At 72.3% G+C, this 21,303-nt stretch carries 16 protein-coding genes; 9 read left to right on the forward strand and 7 right to left on the reverse strand.

The genetic code is table 11. From position 1 onward, the window contains the following. Positions 1 to 130: 130 nt before the first annotated feature. A complete protein-coding gene (locus ACWD6P_RS19445; protein ID WP_451445349.1) occupies positions 131 to 1,630 on the reverse strand; it encodes a M81 family metallopeptidase in 1,500 nt (499 codons plus the stop codon). Between the two features lie 439 nt (positions 1,631 to 2,069). Between ACWD6P_RS19445 and ACWD6P_RS19450 the strand changes: the two genes are divergently transcribed. The 7 genes from ACWD6P_RS19450 (at position 2,070) to ACWD6P_RS19480 (ending at position 11,883) form a co-directional block, all read left to right on the forward strand. Then, complete coding sequence (locus ACWD6P_RS19450; RefSeq protein WP_451445350.1) at positions 2,070 to 3,908, forward strand: peptide ABC transporter substrate-binding protein; 1,839 nt, start codon at positions 2,070 to 2,072, stop codon at positions 3,906 to 3,908. Further along, positions 3,905 to 4,855 carry an ABC transporter permease gene (locus ACWD6P_RS19455; protein ID WP_451445351.1) on the forward strand — a complete coding sequence of 317 codons (951 nt, stop codon included), beginning with the start codon at positions 3,905 to 3,907 and terminating at the stop codon, positions 4,853 to 4,855. The genes ACWD6P_RS19450 and ACWD6P_RS19455 overlap by 4 nt, the downstream gene beginning before the upstream one ends. Then, positions 4,852 to 5,739, forward strand: a complete 888-nt coding sequence (locus tag ACWD6P_RS19460; protein ID WP_451445352.1) for an ABC transporter permease — start codon at positions 4,852 to 4,854, stop codon at positions 5,737 to 5,739. Before ACWD6P_RS19455 ends, ACWD6P_RS19460 begins: the two co-directional genes overlap by 4 nt. A 55-nt stretch (positions 5,740 to 5,794) precedes the next feature. Further along, positions 5,795 to 7,807, forward strand: coding sequence for an ABC transporter ATP-binding protein (locus ACWD6P_RS19465; protein WP_451445353.1), 2,013 nt, complete (start codon positions 5,795 to 5,797; stop codon positions 7,805 to 7,807). A 607-nt stretch (positions 7,808 to 8,414) separates the two neighbouring features. Next, entirely contained in the window at positions 8,415 to 9,812 is a 1,398-nt protein-coding gene (locus tag ACWD6P_RS19470; protein ID WP_451445354.1) for an NADP-dependent succinic semialdehyde dehydrogenase, read from the forward strand. A gap of 242 nt (positions 9,813 to 10,054) precedes the next feature. Further along, the gene (locus ACWD6P_RS19475; protein ID WP_451445355.1) at positions 10,055 to 10,363 is read left to right on the forward strand and encodes a DUF6415 family natural product biosynthesis protein; all 309 of its coding nucleotides are present in this window, start codon (positions 10,055 to 10,057) and stop codon (positions 10,361 to 10,363) included. A 344-nt stretch (positions 10,364 to 10,707) separates the two neighbouring features. Continuing rightward, positions 10,708 to 11,883: a protein-L-isoaspartate(D-aspartate) O-methyltransferase gene (locus ACWD6P_RS19480; RefSeq protein ID WP_451445356.1), complete on the forward strand. Its 1,176-nt coding sequence runs from the start codon at positions 10,708 to 10,710 to the stop codon at positions 11,881 to 11,883. 106 nt (positions 11,884 to 11,989) lie between these two features. Here the strand turns inward: ACWD6P_RS19480 and ACWD6P_RS19485 are convergent, their stop codons facing one another. The 4 genes from ACWD6P_RS19485 to ACWD6P_RS19500 all read right to left on the reverse strand — a co-directional run bounded on the left by ACWD6P_RS19485 (position 11,990) and on the right by ACWD6P_RS19500 (position 16,366). Continuing rightward, positions 11,990 to 13,210 carry a metallophosphoesterase gene (locus tag ACWD6P_RS19485; protein WP_451445357.1) on the reverse strand — a complete coding sequence of 407 codons (1,221 nt, stop codon included), beginning with the start codon at positions 13,208 to 13,210 and terminating at the stop codon, positions 11,990 to 11,992. A gap of 178 nt (positions 13,211 to 13,388) precedes the next feature. After that, positions 13,389 to 13,895: a DUF1990 family protein gene (locus tag ACWD6P_RS19490; RefSeq protein ID WP_451445358.1), complete on the reverse strand. Its 507-nt coding sequence runs from the start codon at positions 13,893 to 13,895 to the stop codon at positions 13,389 to 13,391. A gap of 42 nt (positions 13,896 to 13,937) precedes the next feature. Continuing rightward, positions 13,938 to 14,702, reverse strand: coding sequence for a crotonase/enoyl-CoA hydratase family protein (locus ACWD6P_RS19495; RefSeq protein WP_451445359.1), 765 nt, complete (start codon positions 14,700 to 14,702; stop codon positions 13,938 to 13,940). Beyond that, on the reverse strand, positions 14,702 to 16,366 hold the full coding sequence (locus tag ACWD6P_RS19500) for an acyl-CoA dehydrogenase family protein (protein WP_451445360.1): 1,665 nt from the start codon (positions 16,364 to 16,366) through the stop codon (positions 14,702 to 14,704). Before ACWD6P_RS19500 ends, ACWD6P_RS19495 begins: the two co-directional genes overlap by 1 nt. Before the next feature lie 82 nt (positions 16,367 to 16,448). Here ACWD6P_RS19500 and ACWD6P_RS19505 point away from each other — a divergent pair, with 82 nt between their 5' ends. Then, positions 16,449 to 17,216, forward strand: a complete 768-nt coding sequence (locus ACWD6P_RS19505) for a PaaX family transcriptional regulator C-terminal domain-containing protein (RefSeq protein WP_451445361.1) — start codon at positions 16,449 to 16,451, stop codon at positions 17,214 to 17,216. A gap of 65 nt (positions 17,217 to 17,281) precedes the next feature. Here the strand turns inward: ACWD6P_RS19505 and ACWD6P_RS19510 are convergent, their stop codons facing one another. Next, positions 17,282 to 18,505 carry a lactonase family protein gene (locus tag ACWD6P_RS19510; RefSeq protein ID WP_451445362.1) on the reverse strand — a complete coding sequence of 408 codons (1,224 nt, stop codon included), beginning with the start codon at positions 18,503 to 18,505 and terminating at the stop codon, positions 17,282 to 17,284. Between the two features lie 328 nt (positions 18,506 to 18,833). On the opposite strand from ACWD6P_RS19510, the gene ACWD6P_RS19515 reads away from it, so the two are divergent. Then, positions 18,834 to 19,916 carry a tetratricopeptide repeat protein gene (locus ACWD6P_RS19515; RefSeq protein WP_451445363.1) on the forward strand — a complete coding sequence of 361 codons (1,083 nt, stop codon included), beginning with the start codon at positions 18,834 to 18,836 and terminating at the stop codon, positions 19,914 to 19,916. Here the strand turns inward: ACWD6P_RS19515 and ACWD6P_RS19520 are convergent. Further along, positions 19,810 to 21,234, reverse strand: coding sequence for a lipase maturation factor family protein (locus ACWD6P_RS19520; protein ID WP_451445364.1), 1,425 nt, complete (start codon positions 21,232 to 21,234; stop codon positions 19,810 to 19,812). The genes ACWD6P_RS19515 and ACWD6P_RS19520 overlap by 107 nt on opposite strands. Positions 21,235 to 21,303: the final 69 nt, after the last annotated feature.

The following is a 21,303-nucleotide window of genomic DNA, read 5'->3' on the forward strand; positions in this document are numbered from 1 at the left end:
AAGCGAAGCAGTCCACACACCAGGCCCCGGAGGACCGTCACCGGCAGCCGAACAGCCCCGCGCAGCGGCACCGCCCGCCGCAGGCGCAACGGCGAGAAAGCCAACAACGTCCGCCCAAGCCAAGGCACAGTTACAGCAACACCGCCCCCAAGTCCGCCTCCTCGAAGCCCGCGTCGTCGAAGGGGTAGAGCGGCCGCAGCACCTTGTGGTGGCCGAGGCGGAGCAGGTCCTGGTCCACCCCGCCAGGGGTCAGGGCGAGCAGCCAGTCGGCGGCCAGGGCGTGCAGTTCGGGTTCCAGGTAGCCGATCTTGACGACCAGCAGGTCGTAGTCGAGCGGGTCCAGCGGACCGAAGTCGGCGCGGGTGTGGAACGGCTTGCGGCGCTCGGTCAGGACCACCGTCACCCCGCCGCGGGTGACGGCCGCGGTCCGGCCGCCGCCGTCGTACGCCGGATTGCCGCGCGGCGTGCCGGAGCCGGGGCCGGGCGGGCCGTCGAGGGAGGTGACCGTGCCGGTCAGCTCGTACGGCTCGGCATGCGGACCGGTGCCCGCGCTGAACCGGCCGCCCACCCGGACCGTGACCTGCGCGCCCACCCCGGCGTCGAAGCAGACGGCGACGGCCGCCGGATCGGTGATGCCCGGGTGGAGGGCGGTGACCCGGCCGCTCGCCAGTTCCTCGTGTGCCAGGAGCCGGCCGAGCATATAGGCGAGGTCGCCCGCGCCGCCCGCGGTCGGGTTGTCGCCGGAGTCGCTGATCACGAAGGGGCGGGCGGGTGAGGCGACGGCACGGGCGATGCACCCGTCGGCGTCGCCGGTCGGCCCGACGAAGGTGAAGTCGCGGCGCACGGACCAGTATTCACGGGCCAGTGACTCGGCCTGGGCAACGGCGAGCCGGGGATCGTCCGCGGTGACCACCACCGCGGCCCGGCAGCGCTCCTCGTCGGCCCAGGCGTACCCCACCCAGATCGCCGCGTCGACGACCCCGTCGAGCGCCTCGACCGAGGCCAGCCGTCCGTAGAGCGACTTTGCCGGTTCCAGACGGGTGCTGGTCTTCTCACCGGGGAGCAGGACGGGGATCTGCACCCAGGCGCGGTGCGGGCGCCCCTTCCCCGAGACCAGCCGTCCGACGAGCTTGCGGGCGGCCCGCTCGCGGGTGTCCCAGGCGTCCTCGTGCGGCGCCATACGGTGCGCGGTGAGCAGGTCGAGGCGCTCGGCGAAGCGGCGTGAGACGTTGCCGTGCAGATCCATGGCGGCCGAGATGAGCGTGCCGGGGCCGGTGGCGTCACGTACCGCCTCGGTGAGGTCGGCCTCCGCGTCGTCGAGTCCGACCACGCTCATCGCGCCGTGGATGTCGAAGACCAGGCCGTCCAGCGGTCCCGACGCCCTGATCCGGTCGGTCAGTTCGCCCTTGATGCGGTCGTACGTGGCGCGCTCCACCGGGCCGCCGGGCACCGCGACAGCGTGCACCAGCGGCACCCACTCGACCAGCCCGGCCAGCGCGTCGTCCGGCCGGGTCCAGGTGTAGCGGTCCAGCAGCGCGCCCTCCCGGGTCACCCGGAAGTCGTCGTACGCCGAGCGATGCGGGCAGAACTGGCTGGATTCGATGGCCATTCCGCCGATACCGATGCGCATACGCTGTGTCGCCTTCCACGTTGTCGGGTGCCCCTGAGCGGTCCAGCGCATGACCACTTACGGGCACCCCCACGGGTCTCTTCCCACCCACTCACAGGAGGGGACGGGTCGGAGCGGGTGGGGTGCCGGACGTAAAGCGAAGCAGTCCGGCACCCCACCCGCGGAGGCCCGTCACCGCACCCTGACAGCCCCGCGCAGCGGCAACCAGCCCGCCGCAGGCGCAACGACGAGAAACCACCACGGCGGGCCAGCCGAACACGTGGGAAGCCAGCCAAGCGCAGCGGACGGGCCAGCCAAGCGCAGCGGAGAGGCGAGAAACCACCACGACGGGCCAGCCGACAACGTGGGAAGCCGGCCAAGCGCAGCGGACCGGCAGACAAAGCGCCCCGACCCCGATACCTTGCTCGCACTCTCCACCCGTCGGACCCCCGGAGGCGGCATGAGCCTGCGCAGTACCCGAATTCGCGGGACCCTGGGGCGCGTTGCGGCCGCCGTACTGCTCGGCGTCTTCGCGCTGCTCGGCTGCGGGCCGACCGACAACGTTGTCAGCGACATCTCCCCGACGGGTGGCACACCCGTCGAGGGCGGCACCGTCACGATGGCCCTGCCGCCCGCCTCCACGCCCAACTGGATCTTCCCCATCGGCGCCCCGGGCTATCTGGCCTCCTACAACAGCAGCATTCAGGACCTGCTCTTCCTGCGGCTGTTCATGCCGGAGCCGAAGGGCGGTGCGCTGACCCTCGATTCGCCGCGCGGCCTCGCGCACCTGCCCCGCTACAGCGACGGCAATACCACCGTCAGCATCACGCTGAAGAAGGGCTACCGATGGTCCGACGGAGTCCCCGTCACCACCCGTGACGTGAAGTTCTGGTTCGACCTGATCAAGCACAACAAGCAGGACTGGGCCGGATATTCGCCCCGGCTGATGCCGGACGACGTCAAGGAGTTCGAGCTGGTCGACGACCGCACGTTCCGGCTGCGGCTGGATCGCGCCTACAACCCGGCGTGGTTCACCGCCAACGAACTCCAGGACTTCGTCGCCCTTCCCTTACACGCCTGGAACCCCCGCAACGAGGACCCCGGGCGGGCCTTCGCCCGGCTGATGCGGCACGCCCGGCAGTTCTCCCGGTTCGCCACCGATCCGCTGTGGAAGACGGTCAACGGGCCCTGGCGGGTGGCGAGTTGGACTACGTCGGGGCAGGTCTCGCTGGTCCCCAACACGGCATACCGGGGGCCGGACCGGCCCCATCTCGACCGGGTGATCCTCAAGCCCTTCACCACCGCGGACTCCGAGTTCAACGTGCTGCGCGCCGGCGGCGTCGACTACGGCTACATTCCGCCGTCCGTCATGGCGCAGTCGGCCAGGTTCAAGGAGATGGGCTATCGCATCGACCCGTGGGAGGGCTGGGCGATCACCTATATCGTCCTCAACTACCACCACCCCACGGCCGGGCCGCTGCTGCGCCAGGACTATCTGCGCCGGGCCCTCCAGCACCTCATCGACCAGAAGGCGATCTCCCGGGTGATCTGGCACGGCAGCGCCGCACCCACCCTCGGCCCGGTCCCCGCCGGCCTCCTGGACGGCGAGCCCTATCCCTACGACCCCCAGCGGGCGAAGCGGCTGCTGGCCGGGCACGGCTGGGCCGAGCGGGACGGCACGCTGCGCTGCGTACGGCCGGGACGGGGTGCGCAGGCCTGCGGCGCGGGCGTCAGGGACGGCCAGGAGCTACGGCTCTCGCTGCTGTCCCAGTCCGGCTCGACCGAGACGTCCAACACCATGCAGGCCGTCAAGTCCGAGTTCGGCAAGGCGGGCATCGCCCTCGACATCCGGCAGCAGCCGCTGAACACCGTCCTGGGCACCACCGTCCCCTGCAAGCCGGCCGAGCCGCGCTGCGCCCAGTGGCAGCTCGGCTTCTTCGGCACCCAGGGCAGCTGGTACTTCCCGCCCGACCCCAGCGGAGAGAAGATCTTCGCCAGCAACGGGCCCTCGAACATGGGCAGTTGGTCCGACGCCGAGACCGACCGGCTGATCCGGGCCACCGAGTACTCCGCCGACCGTCCCCCAGCCTCCGGCCGGGGGGACCCCCACCTCGCTTCGCTCGCGCTGCGCGACTACGGCCGCACGGTGGCCCGCAAGCTCCCGGTCCTGTGGACCCCCAACCCCGCCTACCAGGTCTCCGCCATCCGCAACGACCTGCGCGGGGTCGACCAGAACCCGACCCTCTCCCTCGCGCCGCAGTACTGGTACTTCGTGAAGAAGGCCGGTGCCGCCGGATGACCGGCTTCCTGGTCCGGCGCACCGCGCAGGCCCTCGTCGTCCTGCTGCTGGTCTCCGTCATCATCTTCGTCCTGCTGCATCTGCTGCCCGGCGGCCCGGCCCGCGCCATCCTCGGCGTGCAGGCCACCCCCGAAGCGATCGCGCACTTCAACCACCAGCAGGGGTTCGACCGTTCGCTGCCCGAGCAGTACGTGCGGTACCTCGGCCGGCTGCTCGGCGGCGACCTCGGCGAGTCATACCGGCTCAACCAGAGCGTCGCCTCGCTGCTGGGTGAGCGTCTGCCCAAGACCGCCCTGCTGGCGGGGCTCTCCCTCACGCTGGCCGCGGTGCTCGCCGTTCCGCTCGGCATCCTGCAGGCCGTACGCCGCGGCAAGGCCGCCGACCACGTCCTGACCGGTGCCGCCTTCCTCGCCTACGCCACCCCGGTGTTCTTCCTCGGCCTGGTCCTCATCCTCGTCTTCAGCCAGCAGCTGCAACTGCTGCCCGCCGAGGCACCGCAGGCCGACACCGTCGGCGGCATCCTCGCCGAGGCGCCGGCCCTGGTGCTCCCCGTCGTCACCGGCGCGCTGGGCATCGTCGCCGCCTTCAGCCGCTATCTGCGCTCCGCCGTCCTGGACAACCTGGCCGAGGACTATGTGCGCACGGCGCGCGCCAAGGGCCAGTCCGGCGCCCGCATCATGGTCCGGCACGTCCTGCGCAACGCGCTCATCCCGCTGGCCACCCTCCTCGGCCTCTACCTCCCCACCCTCTTCAGCGGCACCCTCGTCGTCGAGTCGATGTTCAACTACCCGGGCATGGGGCTGCTGTTCTGGAACGCGGCCCAGAGCTCGGACTTCCCCGTGCTGCTGGGCGTCACCCTCGTCGTGGGCGTCGCCACCGTCCTCGGCTCGCTGCTCGCCGACATCGCCTACGCCGTCCTCGACCCGCGCATCAGGAGCGTGCCGTGACGACCACCGCCCCCGACGCCACCCGCCCCGCGGCCGCCCCCGGCCCGGCGCGCCGCACGCTCACCGTCTTCGCCCGCAACAAGCTCGCCCTCACCGGCGCCCTGATCCTGCTCGCCCTGCTCGCCTTCTGCTTCCTCGGGCCGCTGGTCCACCCCACCGACCAGATCCACACCGACCTCTCCCAGGCCGGCCGCGCCCCCGGCCCCGGGCACCCGCTGGGCACCACCGACCTGGGCTACGACCTGCTCGGCCGGCTGATGTACGGCGGCCGCACCTCTCTTGAGGTCGGCCTGGCGGCGGGGCTGCTGGCGACCCTCTTCGGCACGGTCTACGGCGCGGTCGCGGGCTACTTCGGCGGCTGGGCGGACGCCGTGATGATGCGGATCACCGACGCCGCGCTCGCCGTCCCGGCGCTCTTCCTGCTCGTCGTGGCCGCGGCGATCACCACTCCCGGCAAGCCGCTCCTCATCCTGATCATCGCCTCCGTCGCCTGGCTCTCCCCGGCCCGCCTCGTCCGCGGCGAGGCGCTGGCGCTGCGCGGCCGGGACTACCTCCACGCCATGCGGCTGATGGGCGGCGGCGGAGGCCGGGCCGTCTTCCGGCACATCCTGCCCAACGCCGTCGGCACCGTCGTCGTCAACGCCACCTTCCAGGTGGCCGACGCCATCCTCTACGTCGCCTACCTCTCCTTCCTCGGCCTGTCCCTCCCGCCGCCCGCCGCCGACTGGGGCTCCCTGCTCTCCGCCGGCATCACCTACACCCAGGTCGGCCACTGGTGGCTGATCTTCCCGCCGGGCATCGCGATCGTGCTGGTCGTGGCCGCCTTCCACTGCATCGGGGACGGCCTGCGGGATGCCTTCGACGTACGTCTGCAAAAGAACTGACGCACCGTCGGAAGACCTGACGCACTGCCGGAAGACCTGAAGCGAGGACCACGCCATGACCGAACCGCTCCTGCGGATCGAGGACCTGCGGGTCGAGATCACCGGCCGCGGCCGTACCGTGCACGCCCTCGACGGCATCGACCTCGACCTCGCGCCCGGCGAATCGCTCGGCATCGTCGGCGAATCGGGCTGCGGCAAGACCATGACCGCGCTGTCCGTCCTCGGCCTGCTGCCGCCCGGCGGCAGGGTGACCGGCGGCCGGATCCGCTTCGACGGCACGGACCTGGCCGCCGCCCCCGAACGCGTCCTGCGCGGTGTCCGCGGCAACACCGTCGGCATGGTCTTCCAGGACCCGCTGACCTCCCTCAACCCCACCCTCACCATCGGCGCCCAGGTCGCCGAACCCCTGCTCCTGCACCGCGAGACGAGCAGGGCTAAGGCATGGGCGAAGGCCGAGGAGACCCTGCGCCTGGTCGGCCTGCCGCGCCCCGCCGAGCGGCTCAGAAGCTATCCCCACCAGCTCAGCGGCGGGATGCGGCAGCGCGTCGCGATCGCCATGGCGCTGGTCTGCGAACCCCGGCTGCTGATCGCCGACGAGCCGACCACCGCCCTCGACGTCACCACCCAGCACCAGATCCTCGAACTCATCGACGGGCTGCGCGCCCGCCTCGGCATGGCGATGATCCTGGTCACCCACGACCTGGGGGTCGTCGCCCGCCGGGTCGACCGGGTCGCGGTGATGTACGGCGGCCGGATCGCCGAACGCGCCCCCGCACGGTCGCTGTTCGCCACCCCGCGGCACCGCTACACCCACGCCCTCCTCGCCGCACTCCCCGAGCGCGCCACCAAGGCCCCGCAGGGCGCCGGTACGCTCGCCACCCTCCCCGGCCTGCCGCCGTCCCTCGCCACCCGCCCCACCGGCTGTCGCTTCGCCCCGCGCTGCGGCTTCGCCACCGACCGCTGCCACGACACCGAGCCGGAGCTCACCGACGGCCTGCCGCACACCACACCGGCCGCCACCGCCCACGCCTTCGCCTGCTTCCACCCCGCCGGACCGGCCCCCGCCGGACCGGCCCCCGTCGCCGAGCCGCCCGCCGGTCCCCTCCCGCCGTCGCGCGCCGTGCCTGCGGAGGAACCGCTGCTGCGGCTGACCGACGTCTCCAAGAGCTACCCGCTGCACGGCGGCCCGTTCGCCCGCCGCAGGACGAGCGAGGTCAGCGCGGTGGCCGGGGTCTCGCTCACCGTCCGGCGCGGCGAGACCTTCGGCATCGTGGGGGAGTCCGGCTGCGGAAAGTCCACCCTCGGCCGGATGGCCGTCGGCCTGGAGGCGCCCAGCGGCGGCGCCGTCCACTTCGCCGGCCGCGATATCTCCCGGCTCACCAAGAGGGAGCTGCGCGCCCACCGGCGCCACGTCCAGCTGATGTTCCAGGACTCCTCCGCGGCCATGGACCCGCGGATGCGGGTGGGCGCCGTACTGCGCGAACCGTTGGTCATCCAGGGCATCGGCGACCGGGCCGAACAGCGGCGGCGGATCGCCGGGCTGCTGGACGACGTCGGGCTGCCGAGCAGCGTGGTGGACCGCTATCCGCACGAGTTCTCCGGCGGCCAGCGCCAGCGCCTCGGCCTGGCCCGAGCCCTCGCCCTGGCCCCCTCGCTGGTGGTCGCCGACGAGCCGGTCTCCGCGCTCGACGTCTCCGTCCAGGCGCAGATCCTCAACCTCATGCGCGAGCTGCAGCGCGAGAAGGGGCTGAGCTACCTCTTCATCTCGCACGACCTGGCGGTGGTGCGGCACCTCGCGGACACGGTGGGCGTGATGTACCTCGGCAAGCTGGTCGAGACCGGCCCCGCGGAACGGGTCTTCACCCGTCCGCTGCACCCGTACACCCGTGGCCTGCTGCTCGCCGGCGAAAGCCCGCTGACCGGCGAGACCCCCTCGGCTGCGGCGCCGCCCTCCGGCTGCCGCTTCCGTACGCGCTGCCCGCTCGCCACGGCGCTGTGCGCAACGACAGAGCCGCCCCCGGCGGAACCGGAGACGCCCGGGCACCGGGTGGCCTGTCACTATCCGTAGTTCCTCATCCGTAGTTCCTCGCACGTTTTCGGCTTCCCCGCCGTAGCGCCTGCGGCGAGCTGGTTGCCGCTGCGCGGGGCTGTTCGGCTGCGGGGCCGCTCCTCCGGGCTCCGCCGTGCGGAGCGGCCCCTCCCGTGGGTGGGTGGGAGGATGAGGGTGGGGGCGGGCGTGGCTCGTCCACTGCGCGCGCATACGGATTTACCAGGGCCGGTCCCGCACCCGAACAGCCCCGCGCAGCGGCACCAGCCCGCCGCAGGCGCCACGGTGGGAAGGCCGACGACGCGGGTAGCCCGCCAAGCGCAGCGGAGCGGCCCGCAGCAGGCACAACGGTGTGAAACCACCACGGCGGGAAAGCCGAAAACGTGGGAAGGAGGCCAGACAAGTGCTACGCAAACAAGTGCTACGCAACCGTGAACCTCAGCCGCCCCCGGACCCGGGAGGGCCATCGCCGAGCCCGGTCCCGGAACCCCTTCCGGGACCGCCCGTGCCGCCACCGCCGCCGGAGCCGATCCCGCCGGAGCCGGAGCCGATCCCCCGTCCGCCCGGACCGGACCCCGTCCCGGATCCGTCCCCGGCCCCCTCACCGCTCTCCTAGGAGGTGCTGATCATGGCCATCGCCACGGTCAACCCGGCCACCGGCGAGACCCTGAAGACCTTTGACGCGCTCAACGCGGGCGAGATCGAAGACCACCTGGTCAGGGCGGAACAGGCCTTCCAGCAGCATCGCACCACGACCTTCGCCCGGCGCACCGAGCTGCTGCTCAAGGCCGCCGAGCTGCTCGACGCCGACCAGGACGGCATCGCCCGCACCATGACCACCGAGATGGGCAAACCGCTGGCCCAGGCCCGTGCGGAGGCCGCGAAGTGCGCCAAGACCATGCGGTGGTACGCCCGCCACGCCGAGCGGCTGCTGGCCGACGAGCACCCCGACCCGGACGACGTCAGCGACTCCGGCGCGGTGCGCGCCGTGGTCCGCTACCGCCCCCTCGGCACCGTCCTCGCGGTGATGCCCTGGAACTTCCCGCTCTGGCAGGTCGTACGGTTCGCCGCGCCGGCGCTGATGGCCGGAAACACCGGGCTGCTCAAGCACGCCTCGAACGTCCCGCAGACCGCGCTCTACATCGAGGAGCTCTTCCGCCGCGCCGGCTACCCGGACGGCTGCTTCCAGACCCTGCTGATCGGATCCGGAGCCGTTGAGGACATCCTGCGCGACCCGCGGGTCGCGGCGGCGACGCTGACCGGCAGCGAGCCCGCCGGCCGCTCGGTCGCCTCGATCGCGGGTGACGAGGTCAAGAAGACCGTTCTCGAACTCGGCGGCAGTGACCCGTTCGTCGTCATGCCCTCCGCCGACCTCGACAAGGCGGCCCGCGTCGGGGTCACCGCGCGGGTCCAGAACAACGGGCAGTCGTGCATCGCCGCCAAGCGGTTCATCGTGCACAACGACGTCTACGACGCCTTCGCCGAGCGGTTCACCGAGCGCATGGCCGCGCTGACCGTCGGTGACCCGATGGACGAGAACACCGACATCGGGCCGCTCTCCAGCGAGCAGGGGCGCTCCGACCTGGAGGAACTCGTCGACGACGCGGTCCACCAGGGCGCGAGTGCACTGTGCGGCGGACGCCGGCCGCCCGAGCACCGCGCCGGCTGGTTCTACGAGCCGACCGTGCTCTCCGGGATCACCCCCACCATGCGCATCCACCACGAGGAGGCGTTCGGCCCGGTCGCCACGCTCTACCGCGTCGCCGACCTGGACGAGGCGGTGCAGGTCGCCAACGACACGCCGTTCGGCCTGAGTTCCAACGCATGGACCCGTGACGCCGACGAACAGGCCCGGCTGGCAAGCGACTTGACGTCCGGCGGAGTCTTCTTCAACGGCATGACCGCCTCCCACCCGGGCCTCCCCTTCGGCGGCGCCAAGCGCTCCGGCTACGGCAGGGAGCTCTCCGGCCACGGCATCCGCGAGTTCTGCAATATGACCACGCTGTGGTACGGGCCGGAGGAGTGAGGCATCGTTCGCCGCTCGCGTTCAGGCAGCGAACGCGAACGGCGGGGCGCGGCCCCGCCAACTGCCCGTGACTGCCCATGACTGCCCATGTCTGCACGCCTCTTGACGTGGGATGTTCAAGCCCCGAAGCACAGGGCGAGCAGACGGCCGTGCCGACGTGATGCGGATGATACGGGCGAGCGCTGACAACTGCCCATCTCCCACCGCAGGACGCTGCGCACAGCGGCGAATACCCGATCGACGTGGACACGATCGGCGAGACGATCCGACGAGCGCTGAGTCTCGGTAGCAGTCGGCTGGACATGGACACCATGGCCGAGCTCGACGAACTGCTGCGAGGGCATATCGCACTACTGCTCCCTGACGCGCGCAAAACAGTCCGTCGACGCTGGCCTACCGACCATCAACTGGTCACGCGGCTCAATGGCATCGTCGGTCAGATGAACCGGGGACTCGGCCACGGCGTCCTGTCGGCGCACGTCCAGGTTCACCGGATGGCTCGTGACTGCCAGTACCTCTTGGCCATGCTCACCGCTGAGGCGTGGCTGTGAGTGCGCCGGCCCCGCTCGTGTTCATCTACGACCGGTGCGCCACCCGCAACCACCGCCACTTGGACATGCGCCTGCAGGGCTGCCACGACTACGCGGACCGCATGGGGTGGGTCCTGGCTGGGTGCGACTCCTCGACGACGGCGGCCGGCGCACAGGCCCCAGTCGGCCGCAGGTAAAGGTCAGCCACTCAGGGCAGCATCGAGATACCAGGAGGTAAAAGTGATCACGGCTTTGCAGAACGACGGCGGTGACAAGCTCCCAGGGGAGCCTTACCCGGGCCCGCACCCGGCGCCGACTCCCGATGGCGGCCCCGGTGTTCCCAACCCGCCGAAGGCCGCCTGATAGTGACCACTGATGCGAGCAAGGAGCGCCCCGGCCTGAATGCGCTGGGGCGTGTCCTCATGTCTGCGGGTGCCCTCTCTTCGGACTGGGTCTCCGCCTATGCGTCCGTACCCCGATCCGCCGTTTTGCCGGACCTGATGTGGCCGTTCGACATGAAGGCCGGGCGGAGCGTTGCCGTATCCAGGACGGAAGAGCCCGACAGGTGGCAGGAGTTCGCCGATGCTGACGTGCCGATCGTCACGCAATGGGACGACGGTACGAACCCCGGCCGGGAACCGGGCGAGGTTCCGACCAGCTCCGCATCCATGCCGAGCGTAGTGTTCCGCATGCTGCAGGATCTGGACCTGCACCGGGGGCACAAAGCACTGGAGATCGGCAGTGCCACCCTCTGGAGTTCCCTGCTCATGGCTCACCGTGCCGGCCCGGGGAACGTCATCACCATGGAGGTGGACGAGGCTCTGGCAGCAACGGCCAGCGCGACCGCGGAACGGTTCGGCAGCACGGTGCGGGTCGTCCACGGCGATGGTTTCCACGGCCACCCGGAGGGTGCGCCGTACGACCGGATCATTGCGACGTGCGGTCTCCGGTCCATCCCGTTCACGTGGGCAGAGCAGTGCCGGCCCGGTGGCATCATCGTGGCCCCGTGGGGGACGTACTACAGCCACGGTGATGCGGTGGTCCGTCTGAGGGTTGCGCCGGACGGCAAGAGCGCGTCCGGCAAGTTCACCGGGCCCGTGGAGTTCATGAAGCTCCGCTCACAGCGCCTGGCACCCGTGGTCCACTCCGAGTACGTCACGGGGAGCGTGGCGGAGGGCGAGGAGTCATCCACATCGCTCACCGAAGCGGAGTTCATCGGGGAGCAGTTCGGCCCCGAGCGGTTCGCCCTGGGGCTCCGCGTCCCCGAGTGCTGGCACGTCATTGCGGAAAGGCGCGACGGCGCGCGGGCAGCGTGGTTCTACAGCCTGAGTGATCGCTCGTGGGCGTGCGTGCAGTTCCGGGACGGGGACACGGCCCGTGTCTGGCAGTCAGGTCCCCGCCTGCTCTGGGACACCGTGGAGGACGCTTTCCAGTGGTGGGTCGACCAAGGGCGACCGGACCACACCCGGTTCGGTCTGACCGTGACTCCCGATGGCCAACGGGCCTGGCTGGACGACCCGGCCGACTCGTGGACGGTGTGAAAGGTCTCGCGCCGCACCCCTGTCGACAGGGGTGCGGCGTCGGCGAGCAGCAGCAGGGCGCGGCGGGCCGTCCCCGGTGGGCTCCCTCCCGGGACGCCCCGCACCGTCAGGCGTGTGCCCGTGCTGCGGCGACCGGCGTGGTCTGCCGCGTCCGGTGCCGCAGCGTCGCCTTGCGCGTGGCGACATCGACCGTGTACGCGTCGATGGTCAGCCGGGCACCGGACACCTTCAGCACCATGAACCCGTTGTCGGAGAAGTTCTGCCAGGCCGCCGGGTGCCCGAAGTGGGCCTTGCCGTCCTCCGTCTTGGCGGAAGCCCCGCACACCACCTGCCGGGTGCCGCCGGTACGTGCCGTCGGCTCCAGGACCTGCAGCGTGTGGTCGTGGCCGGACAGGATCAGGTCGGCCCGCCCGCACACCACCTGCTCGTACATCTCCTTGAGGTGGATGCCGCTGGTGTAGTTCCCGATCTCGAAGCCGTCGTAGGAACCGGCGCTGCCGTGCTTGCCGTTGTTGAGATAGGGGTGGTGGCCGATGACGACTTTCCAGCGGGCCCGCGACGCCTTCAGCGCACGGTCCAGCCAGTTTCGCTGCTCGCGCATGTACGGCCCGTCCCAGCGGTAGTACGGGTCGAGCTGCGCGACGTACGAGGACCACGGGATCGTGTCGATGGCGAAGAACTCCACCAGCGGGTCGGCGGCGGGCAGCGGCACGCTGTAGTAGCGGCTCGGCATGTACCAGCGGCGGGAGGTCCTGGCGTAGGCGACCTCGCGGTCACCGCGCGAGGGGTCGCCGCCGCTGCCCGGTATCAGCCCCGAGCAGTCGTGGTTGCCCAGCACCATCAGCCACGGGACGTCGATGCCGTTGTTCGGCTTCTCGAACTTGTCCTGGAACTCCGAGTCGTCGTCGGACTCCGGGCCGTTCTCGTAGATGTTGTCGCCGAGGCCGACTGCGAGGCCGACGCCCTCGGCCCGGCAGACATCCCGGGCGGCGGCCGCCACTGCGTACTGCGCCTCGTCGCCGGTCCCCGCGTCACCGGTGATCAGCACGCTGAACTCGCCCCTGCCGTTGGGGTGTTCGGGGAACGGAAAGGCCCCCGGGGCGCCCGGGCGGGGCGCGGCCGACGCGGGCGACTGCGCCTGGGAGGGCAGCACCGCCAGCGCCGCACCGGCCATCGCGCCGCCCAGCAGCGTCCGCCGGTTCACCCACTGCGGAACGCGCCCCGTCGTGGGCACCGACGGTGCCCCGGCCGCCGGCTCCGAGCCGGCCCGCAGCCACTCCCGCTCGGTCATGTCCGCCTGCGGCGGGATCAGTTCGTCATCACACATGGCTGGTTTCTCTCACGGCCGCCGGGGGCGATGGTGGCGAAAAGATGAAGCGCAGGTGGACGTATGGCGATCAGCGGTGTCGGGGCTACGCGTCGGTAACTACGCGTCTCCGGGCGGCATCAGGGCGTGAGAAAAGCGGACGGATAATGGGTGTTCCGGCCACTTCCCGGGACGGCTGTCAGCGGTTCGCCAGGCGGCGCAGCGTGCGGCCGAGGTGGCGTACGTACTGCCGCTGGAAGACCGGGACCAGGGGGCCGGCGAGACGGGTGAAGGCGCGGGCCGGGCGGCTGAAGGCGGTCACGGTGAACCACACCGAACCGTCGGCGCGCAGCTCGGCCACGAACGCCTCCTCACCGCACTCGGGGTGCCCCTCGCACGACCCGTACGCGAAGCCGACGCGGTCCTCGTCGGCCACCGTCCACACCACCCGGCACGGCGCCCGCAGCCGCAGCGGGCCGATGCCCAGCGAGACCTCGACGGCGACGCCCGGTGCGGCCCGCTCCGCGTCGGCCCGGATGCCGGTGCCCGCCGCCCGGTGCAGCCGGAAGGTGGTGATCGCCTCGCCCGCCGCGGCCAGCACCTCGCGGCCGCGGCCGATCGGCAGCTCCTCGCGGAGGTGGTGGTAGCCGGACGGCAGCGGGGTGCGCCGGGTGCCGCCCACCTCGGGGTAGTTCACATCGCTCATGGGGCGAATGGTGTCACCTCGGGCGAACGGACCCGTGGGCGCCTACGTGCGGTCCGCCTCCCCGTGCCGCCCCGCCCCCGCGGCGAACCGTGCCGCGCCCGTCATCGCCTCGGCCAGTACCGACTGGCCGTAGCGGAGTTCCTCGGCCATCGCGGCCGTCTCGTCCCTGCCCTCCTGGTCCAGCAGGGAGGCCCGGTCGCTGCGCAGACACGCCTGCGGAAAGCGGGCGATCTCCGCCGCCAGCAGCTCCGCCTCCGCGCGCGCCGTCCCGGCCGGCACCACGCGGTGGACCAGCCCGATGTCCAGCGCCTCCGCCGCCGGCACCGGGCGCCCGGTCAGGACCAGGTCCATCGCCCGGCTCGCGCCGATCAGCCGCGGCAGCCGCACCGTACCGCCGTCGATCAGCGGCACCCCCCACCGCCGGCAGAACACCCCGAAGACCGCGTCCTCCTCCGCCACCCGCAGATCGCACCACAGCGCCAGCTCCAGCCCGCCGGCCACCGCATGACCGGCCACCGCCGCGATCACCGGCTTGCTCAGCCGCATCCGGGTCGGCCCCATCGGCCCGTCGCCGTCCGGCGCGACGCGATTGCCGCGCGCGGTGCCCACCGCCTTGAGATCGGCGCCGGAGCAGAACGTGCCGCCCGCACCCCACAGCACGGCGACGCGCGCCGTGTCATCCGCGTCGAACTCGCGGAAGGCGTCGGCCAGTTGGCGCGCGGTCGCCCCGTCCACGGCATTGCGGGACGCGGGCCGGGACAGCACCACCGTCGTCACCGGCCCGGCGCGCTCGACCCATACGGCCATCAGGCCGCGCCCCCGGCGGCATCCGGCGTCCGGGGCCGGACGCGCTCCAGGACCGCCGTCAGATCGGCACCGGCCGGCAGGGTGCCGAACGCATGGCCCCACTCCCCGTCGAGCCGCGAGGCGCAGAACGCGTCGGCGAGCGCCGGGTCGCTGTGCCGCACCAGCAGCGAACCCTGCAGGACCAGCGCCATCCGCTCCGCCAGCGACCGCGCCGTCAGCTGCGCCCGCTCGGGATTGGTCAGGGCGCCGAGCATCTTGCGGACCCCGGCCACCGCCGCGTCCAGCCGCCGGTCGGCGCCCGCCGCCGTCTCCACCTCGGCGAAGAACGCGTCCAGCGCGGCCGGCTCCTTGCCCAGCGCCCGCAGCACATCGAGCGCGGCGACATTGCCCGAGCCCTCCCAGATGGACAGCAGGGGCGCCTCCCGGTACAGCCGCGGCATGCCGGAGTCCTCGACATAGCCGTTGCCGCCCAGGCACTCCAGCGCCTCCGCGGCATGGCTGCTGCCCCGCTTGCACACCCAGTACTTGCCGGCCGCCAGCGCCAGCCGGCGCAGCGCCGCCTCCTGCGCGTCCCCGGCCTGCGACCGGCCGACCGCCGCGGCCAGCCGCATGCCCAGCAGCGTCGCCGCCTCCGACTCGACCGCCAGATCCGCGAGCACCGAGCGCATCAGCGGCTGCCGGTCCAACTCCCGCCCGAACGCCCGCCGGTGGGCCGTGTGGTGCAGCGCCTGCCGCAGTCCCGCCCGCATGCCGGCCGCCGACCCCAGCACACAGTCCAGCCGGGTCATGTTCACCATCTCGACGATGGTGCGTACCCCGCGCCCCGGCTCGCCGACCGGCCAGGCCACCGCCTCGTCGTACTCGATCTCGGAGGACGCGTTGGAGCGGTTGCCCAGCTTGTCCTTGAGCCGCACCAGCCGCATCCCGTTGAGCGTGCCGTCGGGCAGCACCCGCGGCACCAGGAAGCAGCCGAGCCCCTCCGCGGTCTGCGCCAGCGCCAGGAACACATCGCTCATCGGGGCGGAGGTGAACCACTTGTGGCCGGTGATGCGGAAGGTGCCGTCGCCGGCCGGCACCGCCCGCGAGGTGTTGGCCCGTACGTCGGAGCCGCCCTGCTTCTCCGTCATCGACATGCCCGCGATCAGGCCGGACTTCGTCAGCGGCGGCCGCAGCCCGAAGTCGTACGAGCGGGACGCCAGCAGCGGCTCGTACTGCGCGGCGAGGTCCGGTGCGGCGCGCAGCGCGGGGACGGCGGCGTACGTCATCGAGACGGGGCAGCCGTGGCCGGGCTCGGCCTGCGACCAGACGTAGAACTTCGCGGCGCGCACCAGATGGGCCCCGGGGCGGTCGTCGGCCCACGGCGCCCCGTGCAGACCGTGCTGCACCGCGACGGTCATCAGCTGGTGCCAGGCCGGATGGAACTCCACCTCGTCGACGCGGTGCCCGAACCGGTCGTGGGTGTGCAGCCGGGGCTGCTGCTGCTCCGCCCAGCGGGCCTGGTCCTGCACCGCCGCCGAACCGGCCAGCGCGCCGAGTTCGGCCACCTCCCGCACGCCCCACTCGGCGCCGTCGCGGCGCAGCGCCTCCAGCAGAGCCGGCTCGTCCGCCGTGCTGAACCCGGTCAGCGGCGGGGCCTGATTCACGACTTCATGAGTGACGGTCATACCTCGACGTTACAGAAACGGAACAGCCGTGGGAAGACTGTAATGCCGTGCAAGGGCGGCGCCGCTAGAATTTCCTGCACATATGAACGACCCCGGCATCCACGACGACCCCGGCCGCCCCGCAGCCCTCGCGCTGCGGCCCCTCACCGCGCGCTCCATCGTGCTGAGCACCCTCCTCGGCCACCACCCGCCGAAGCTGCCCGCCCGCGCCCTGGTACGGGTCGGTGAACTCTTCGGCATTGCCGAGGGCACCGTCCGGGTCGCGCTCTCGCGCATGGTGGCCGCCGGCGATCTGCGGCAGGCCGACGGCTCGTACGCGCTGACCGCCCGCCTGCTGGCGCGCCAGACCCGTCAGGACGAGAGCCGCTCACCGCGGACCCGGCCCTGGCACGGAGACTGGGAGATCGCGGTCGTCACCACCCCGGAAGGCCGTCCGGCCGCCGAGCGCACCGCGCTGCGCCAGGCCATGGCGGCGCTGCGGCTGGCCGAACTCCGCGAGGGCAGCTGGCTGCGCCCCGCCAACCTCGAACGGCCCCGCCCGCCCGTCGCCACCGAGCAGTGCACCTGGCTCAGCGGCACCCCGGACGAGGACCCGGCCGCCCTCGCGGCCCGCCTGTGGGACCTGGACGGCTGGGCGGCACGGGCCGACGCCCTGATGTCCGCCCTGGACCGCGCCGGTTCCCCCGCCGACCGCTTCACGGTCGCCGCGGCCGCCCTGCGCCACCTCCTGTCCGACCCGCTGCTGCCGGACGCACTGCTGCCCCCGCACTGGCCGGGCAGCCGGCTCCGCGCCCGCTACGACGGGTTCGAGAGCGAGCTGAGCCGGCTGCTGCGGACGTATCTGGCCTAGAGCCCGTCCGGCTCTGACCCCCGCCGCTCACCGCGGCAAGCCCGTCCGGCCCTGACCCCCGCCGCTCACCGCGGCAGCACGCACACCGGCATCGGCGTCGCGAACGGCTCGCCCGCGCTCTTGAGCGCCCCGGTCCGTACGTCCACCGAGAACACCGTCACCGATCCGGACTTCTGGTTCGCCGCGAACAGCCAGCGCTCATCCGGCGAGAGTGCGATCTGCCGGGGGAAGTCGCCGCCCACCGGCACGGTGTCCAGCAGCCGCAGCCGCGCCCCGCGGGCCTCCACGGCGTAGCGGGTGAGGCTGTTGTGACCGCGATTGGCGAGATACGCGAAACGGCCGTTGCGGGTGACGAGGATCTGCGCCGGATAGCTGGTCCCCGGGCCGGTGCCGGTGGACTGCGGCGACCCGGGCGTCAGCCGTCCCGTGCGGCGGTCGTAGCCGCAGACCACGACCGTGTTGTCGACCTCGTTCGCCAGATACGCGAAGTCACCGGAGGGGTGGAAGGTCAGCTGGCGGGGGCCGGCGCCGGGCCGTAGCGCGGCGTACGACACCTGGGCGAGGGTCCCGGCGGAGCCGTCCAGCCGGTAGGTGTAGACGGTGTCGTTGCCGAGGTCGACGGCCAGCACATGGCGGCCGTCCGGAGCGGTGAGGATCTGGTGGGCATGCGGACCGTCCTGGCCGGGGCCGGGCGGCGGGCTGGAGTGGGTGACCAGGTCGGTGCGTTCCCCCAGGGTGCCGGTCGCCCGGTCGACGGGGTGGACGGCCACGCTGCCGGAGAGGTAGTTGGCGCTGAACAGCCAGCGTCCGCCGGGGTGCACGGACAGATGGCAGGGACCGGCGCCGCCCGTGGACCGGGTGCCCAGCACTCTGGGCGGGCCGCCGGGCGTCAGCGCGAGGGCGGTCACCTCGCCCCGCTCCTGCTCGTCGACGGCGTAGAGGGCGCGGCCGCCCGGCGCGAGCGCGAGGTAGGAGGGGTCGGCGACCCCGGCCACGACACCGGCGGTGGTGATCCGCCCGGTCATGGTGTCGTACGACGCGAGCCCGATGCCGGTCCCGCCGCCCTCCTTCGAGGTGTAGGTGCCCAGGTAGAGCGGACGGGAGCGGCGCGGGCCCGAGGCCGGGCTCCGGCGCGGGCCCACGCGGTGACGGGTCTGCCCGGGAGCGTCGTCCGCCGCCGTCAGCAGCCCCGCCCCGGCCGTGGTGGTCAGGCCCGCAGCGACGGTCCGCAGAAAGCGCCGGCGGTCGAACCCGATCCCGGACCGCGTTCCGGTGCGCGCTGCTGTCATGCCAGCAGGGTGGCCTGCCGCGCCCGGCCCGGGCAAGCGCCACAACGCAAATTGCGGTATGTGCAACGCGATGGCCGTGCGCCCCGAGGGGCCGTCCCCTACGGCCTCCCGGGGCCTCCCCGCGGCTCTACAGAGCCTCCGCGGCGGCATTCCGGGGCAGCTCAGGGCCGCGCGACCCTGACGGACCCGTACATCCTCATGATGACCATGACCCCCACTCGTAGCACTCGAGTCGTACGGCAGAACACATACGCGGGCTGATTCGCCGCGCCCTGGCCGCACGTAGTTTCTGATCAAGGCACGGAGATGACGGAGAGGCCACGGATCGATGTACGGCAAGGCATTCGCCCCGGAGTACCAGGGCGAGTTGGGCTCGGCGCTGGGCGTGAACTCCTCGTACGAGGAGGTACTGGCGACGGCGAGCCGTGCGCACGACCGGGCGGGCACCGCGCTGGAGCGGGCGCGGGCCGCCCTCGCGGTCGCCGAGGCCAACCGGCGCCTCGGCCGGGTGGCCGAAGCCGGCGCCGCCTGGCGCGAGAGCTACCGCAGCGCCCGCACCGCCGGTGACGCCGGCGCCATGGCCTGGGCGCTGTGGAGCGGCGGCACCCTGGCCCGCCAGTGCGGCACCCTGCCGCTCGCCCGCCGGCTGCTCACCCACGCCGTCACCCTGGCCGACGGCAGCGGCGACCGCCTCGCCCACGGCTACTCGCTCGCCGGCCTTGCGGAGACCGGCCGCATCCAGGGCGACTACGCCGCGGTCGCCGAGCTCCACGAGCAGCTGCTCGAACAGGGCCGGGCGCACGGCGAGGCCCGGCACATGGTCTGGGCGATGTCCGGCATAGCCCAGATGCACCGCAACACCGGCGACTACGACAAGGCCCTGGAGCTGTTCGAGGAGTCCGCCCGGATCGCCGAGGCGGGCGAGGACGCCCGCGGCCGCGCCTGGTCGCTGCGGGGGATAGCCGATGTGCTGTCCGTGCAGGGCGAGACGGACCGCGCGCTGGAGCTGCTGTCCGAGGCGGAGGCCATCTGCCGCACGATGGACCTGGCGTCGGCGCTCGCCTACAACCACAAGATGCGCGCCAACGTCCTCTACCGGGCCGGACGTTACGAGGCCGCGCGCGACACCTACACCCTCGCGCTCCGGGAATTCAGCGACATGCAGGAGCCCCGGGGCGTGGCGCTCTCCCGGCTCGGACTGGCCAAGTCCCGTGCCCGCCTCGCCCGCGAGGAGGCCTTGGCCGAACTGGAGGACCTGGAAAGGGACTTCGTGCGCATCGGACTGCGGCACGCCCGCGACATGGTCATCGCATTCCGTGCAGAGCTGACCGCGCTACCGGCGGCAGAAACTCCCGCTCCTCGGTGCGATGCCACCACGCCCCGGTCTCCCGCAGTTCCCGCCAGGTCGTGAAGCGGTAGCGGAAGACCCGGGCCCGGATCCGGGCCGGCGGCAGATCGGGGAACGGATTGGTGCGCAGCAGCCGCAGCGTGTCCCGGTCGTTCTCCAGCAGCCGCGCCACGAGCGGTACGAACCACGCCCGCGCATAGGCCGGCGACAGCGCCGCGAACCACATCAGCCAGTCCAGCCGCAGATGGTATGGCGCAAACTGCCGCGGCAGCCGCCCGACATCGCCCGGCTTGCCGTGGAACTCGTACGCGACCCAGGTCGTGCCGGGCCCGGTCACGGCATCCGCCGTCCCCTCCACCACGATCTCCCGGCGCACCCGGGTGATCGTGCCGAAGGCGCCGTACGAATTGACCAGATGCAGCGACTCGTAGGACGTGTTCATCATCTGCTGCCGGGACAGCAGATTGCGCGCCGGCCGGTAACTCAGCCACAGGACGCCGGCGGTGGCCAGGAGGACCAGCACCTCGAACCACACCGAAGGCGCGGGGAGCGCGGCGGACGGCTGCCCCCACAGCGGGGCGGCGGCCGACATGGCCAGGGCGATGGTCACCCAGTTCAGCCAGGCGAAATTGCCGGAGATCACCAGCCACAGCTGGGTGACGACCATCGCGGCCGCGGCCCAGCCGGCGATCGGCTGCGGGGTGAACAGCAGGACGGGAAGGACGAGTTGGGCCACATGGTTGGCGGCCACCTCGACCCGGTGCAGCGGCTTGGGCAGATGGTGGAAGAACCAGCTCAGCGGCCCCGGCATCGGCTGGGTCTCATGGTGGTAGTAGAGGCAGGTCAGATCCCGCCAGCAGCGGTCGCCGCGCATCTTGATCAGCCCGGCCCCGAACTCGACCCGGAACAGCACCCAGCGCAGCAGCCACATGACCAGCACCGGGGGAGCGGTCTCGTCGTTGCCGAGGAACACCGCGAGCGAGCCGGCCTCCAGCAGCAGCGACTCCCAGCCGAAGCTGTACCAGGTCTGTCCGACGTTCACGATCGACAGATACATCGCCCACAGGACGGCCCACAGCACCATCGACGCCCACAGCGGCACGGCATCCGCGGCCCCCGCCGCCACGGCCGCCGCCAGCAGCGCACCGGACCACGACCACAGCGCGAAGAAGCGGTCCGAGTAGTGCCAGTGGAAGACCGAGGGGGCCGCGCCGAACGGCACCCGCGCCACGTACGCGGGCACCGGCAGCATGCCGCGCGCCCCGATGAGCGCCCGGAACTGCCGCACCGCCGCGAGGAACGCGACCAGATAGAGAACGGCCAGCGTCCGCTGGAATACGAGCCGCCCGAGCCAGTAACCGGAATCCGAGAACCATGCCACGCGCCCATGGGTAGCACCGAGGCCGCGCGGGCGGGAACACTCCCTCCGCGCGGTCACCCTCCAGCGTAC

The organism is Streptomyces sp. NPDC002446 (assembly GCF_053595675.1).

What these genes read in the sequence shown, in the direction of transcription:
- ACWD6P_RS19465 (WP_451445353.1), top strand. Translation starts at nt 5,795, where the DNA reads ATGACCGAACCGCTCCTGCGGATCGAGGACCTGCGGGTCGAGATCACC.
- ACWD6P_RS19470 (WP_451445354.1), top strand. Translation starts at nt 8,415, where the DNA reads ATGGCCATCGCCACGGTCAACCCGGCCACCGGCGAGACCCTGAAGACC.
- ACWD6P_RS19455 (WP_451445351.1), top strand. Translation starts at nt 3,905, where the DNA reads ATGACCGGCTTCCTGGTCCGGCGCACCGCGCAGGCCCTCGTCGTCCTG.
- ACWD6P_RS19450 (WP_451445350.1), top strand. Translation starts at nt 2,070, where the DNA reads ATGAGCCTGCGCAGTACCCGAATTCGCGGGACCCTGGGGCGCGTTGCG.
- ACWD6P_RS19510 (WP_451445362.1), bottom strand. Translation starts at nt 18,505, where the DNA reads ATGACAGCAGCGCGCACCGGAACGCGGTCCGGGATCGGGTTCGACCGC.
- ACWD6P_RS19495 (WP_451445359.1), bottom strand. Translation starts at nt 14,702, where the DNA reads ATGGCCGTATGGGTCGAGCGCGCCGGGCCGGTGACGACGGTGGTGCTG.
- ACWD6P_RS19445 (WP_451445349.1), bottom strand. Translation starts at nt 1,630, where the DNA reads ATGCGCATCGGTATCGGCGGAATGGCCATCGAATCCAGCCAGTTCTGC.
- ACWD6P_RS19490 (WP_451445358.1), bottom strand. Translation starts at nt 13,895, where the DNA reads ATGAGCGATGTGAACTACCCCGAGGTGGGCGGCACCCGGCGCACCCCG.
- ACWD6P_RS19515 (WP_451445363.1), top strand. Translation starts at nt 18,834, where the DNA reads ATGTACGGCAAGGCATTCGCCCCGGAGTACCAGGGCGAGTTGGGCTCG.
- ACWD6P_RS19500 (WP_451445360.1), bottom strand. Translation starts at nt 16,366, where the DNA reads ATGACCGTCACTCATGAAGTCGTGAATCAGGCCCCGCCGCTGACCGGG.
- ACWD6P_RS19505 (WP_451445361.1), top strand. Translation starts at nt 16,449, where the DNA reads ATGAACGACCCCGGCATCCACGACGACCCCGGCCGCCCCGCAGCCCTC.
- ACWD6P_RS19485 (WP_451445357.1), bottom strand. Translation starts at nt 13,210, where the DNA reads ATGTGTGATGACGAACTGATCCCGCCGCAGGCGGACATGACCGAGCGG.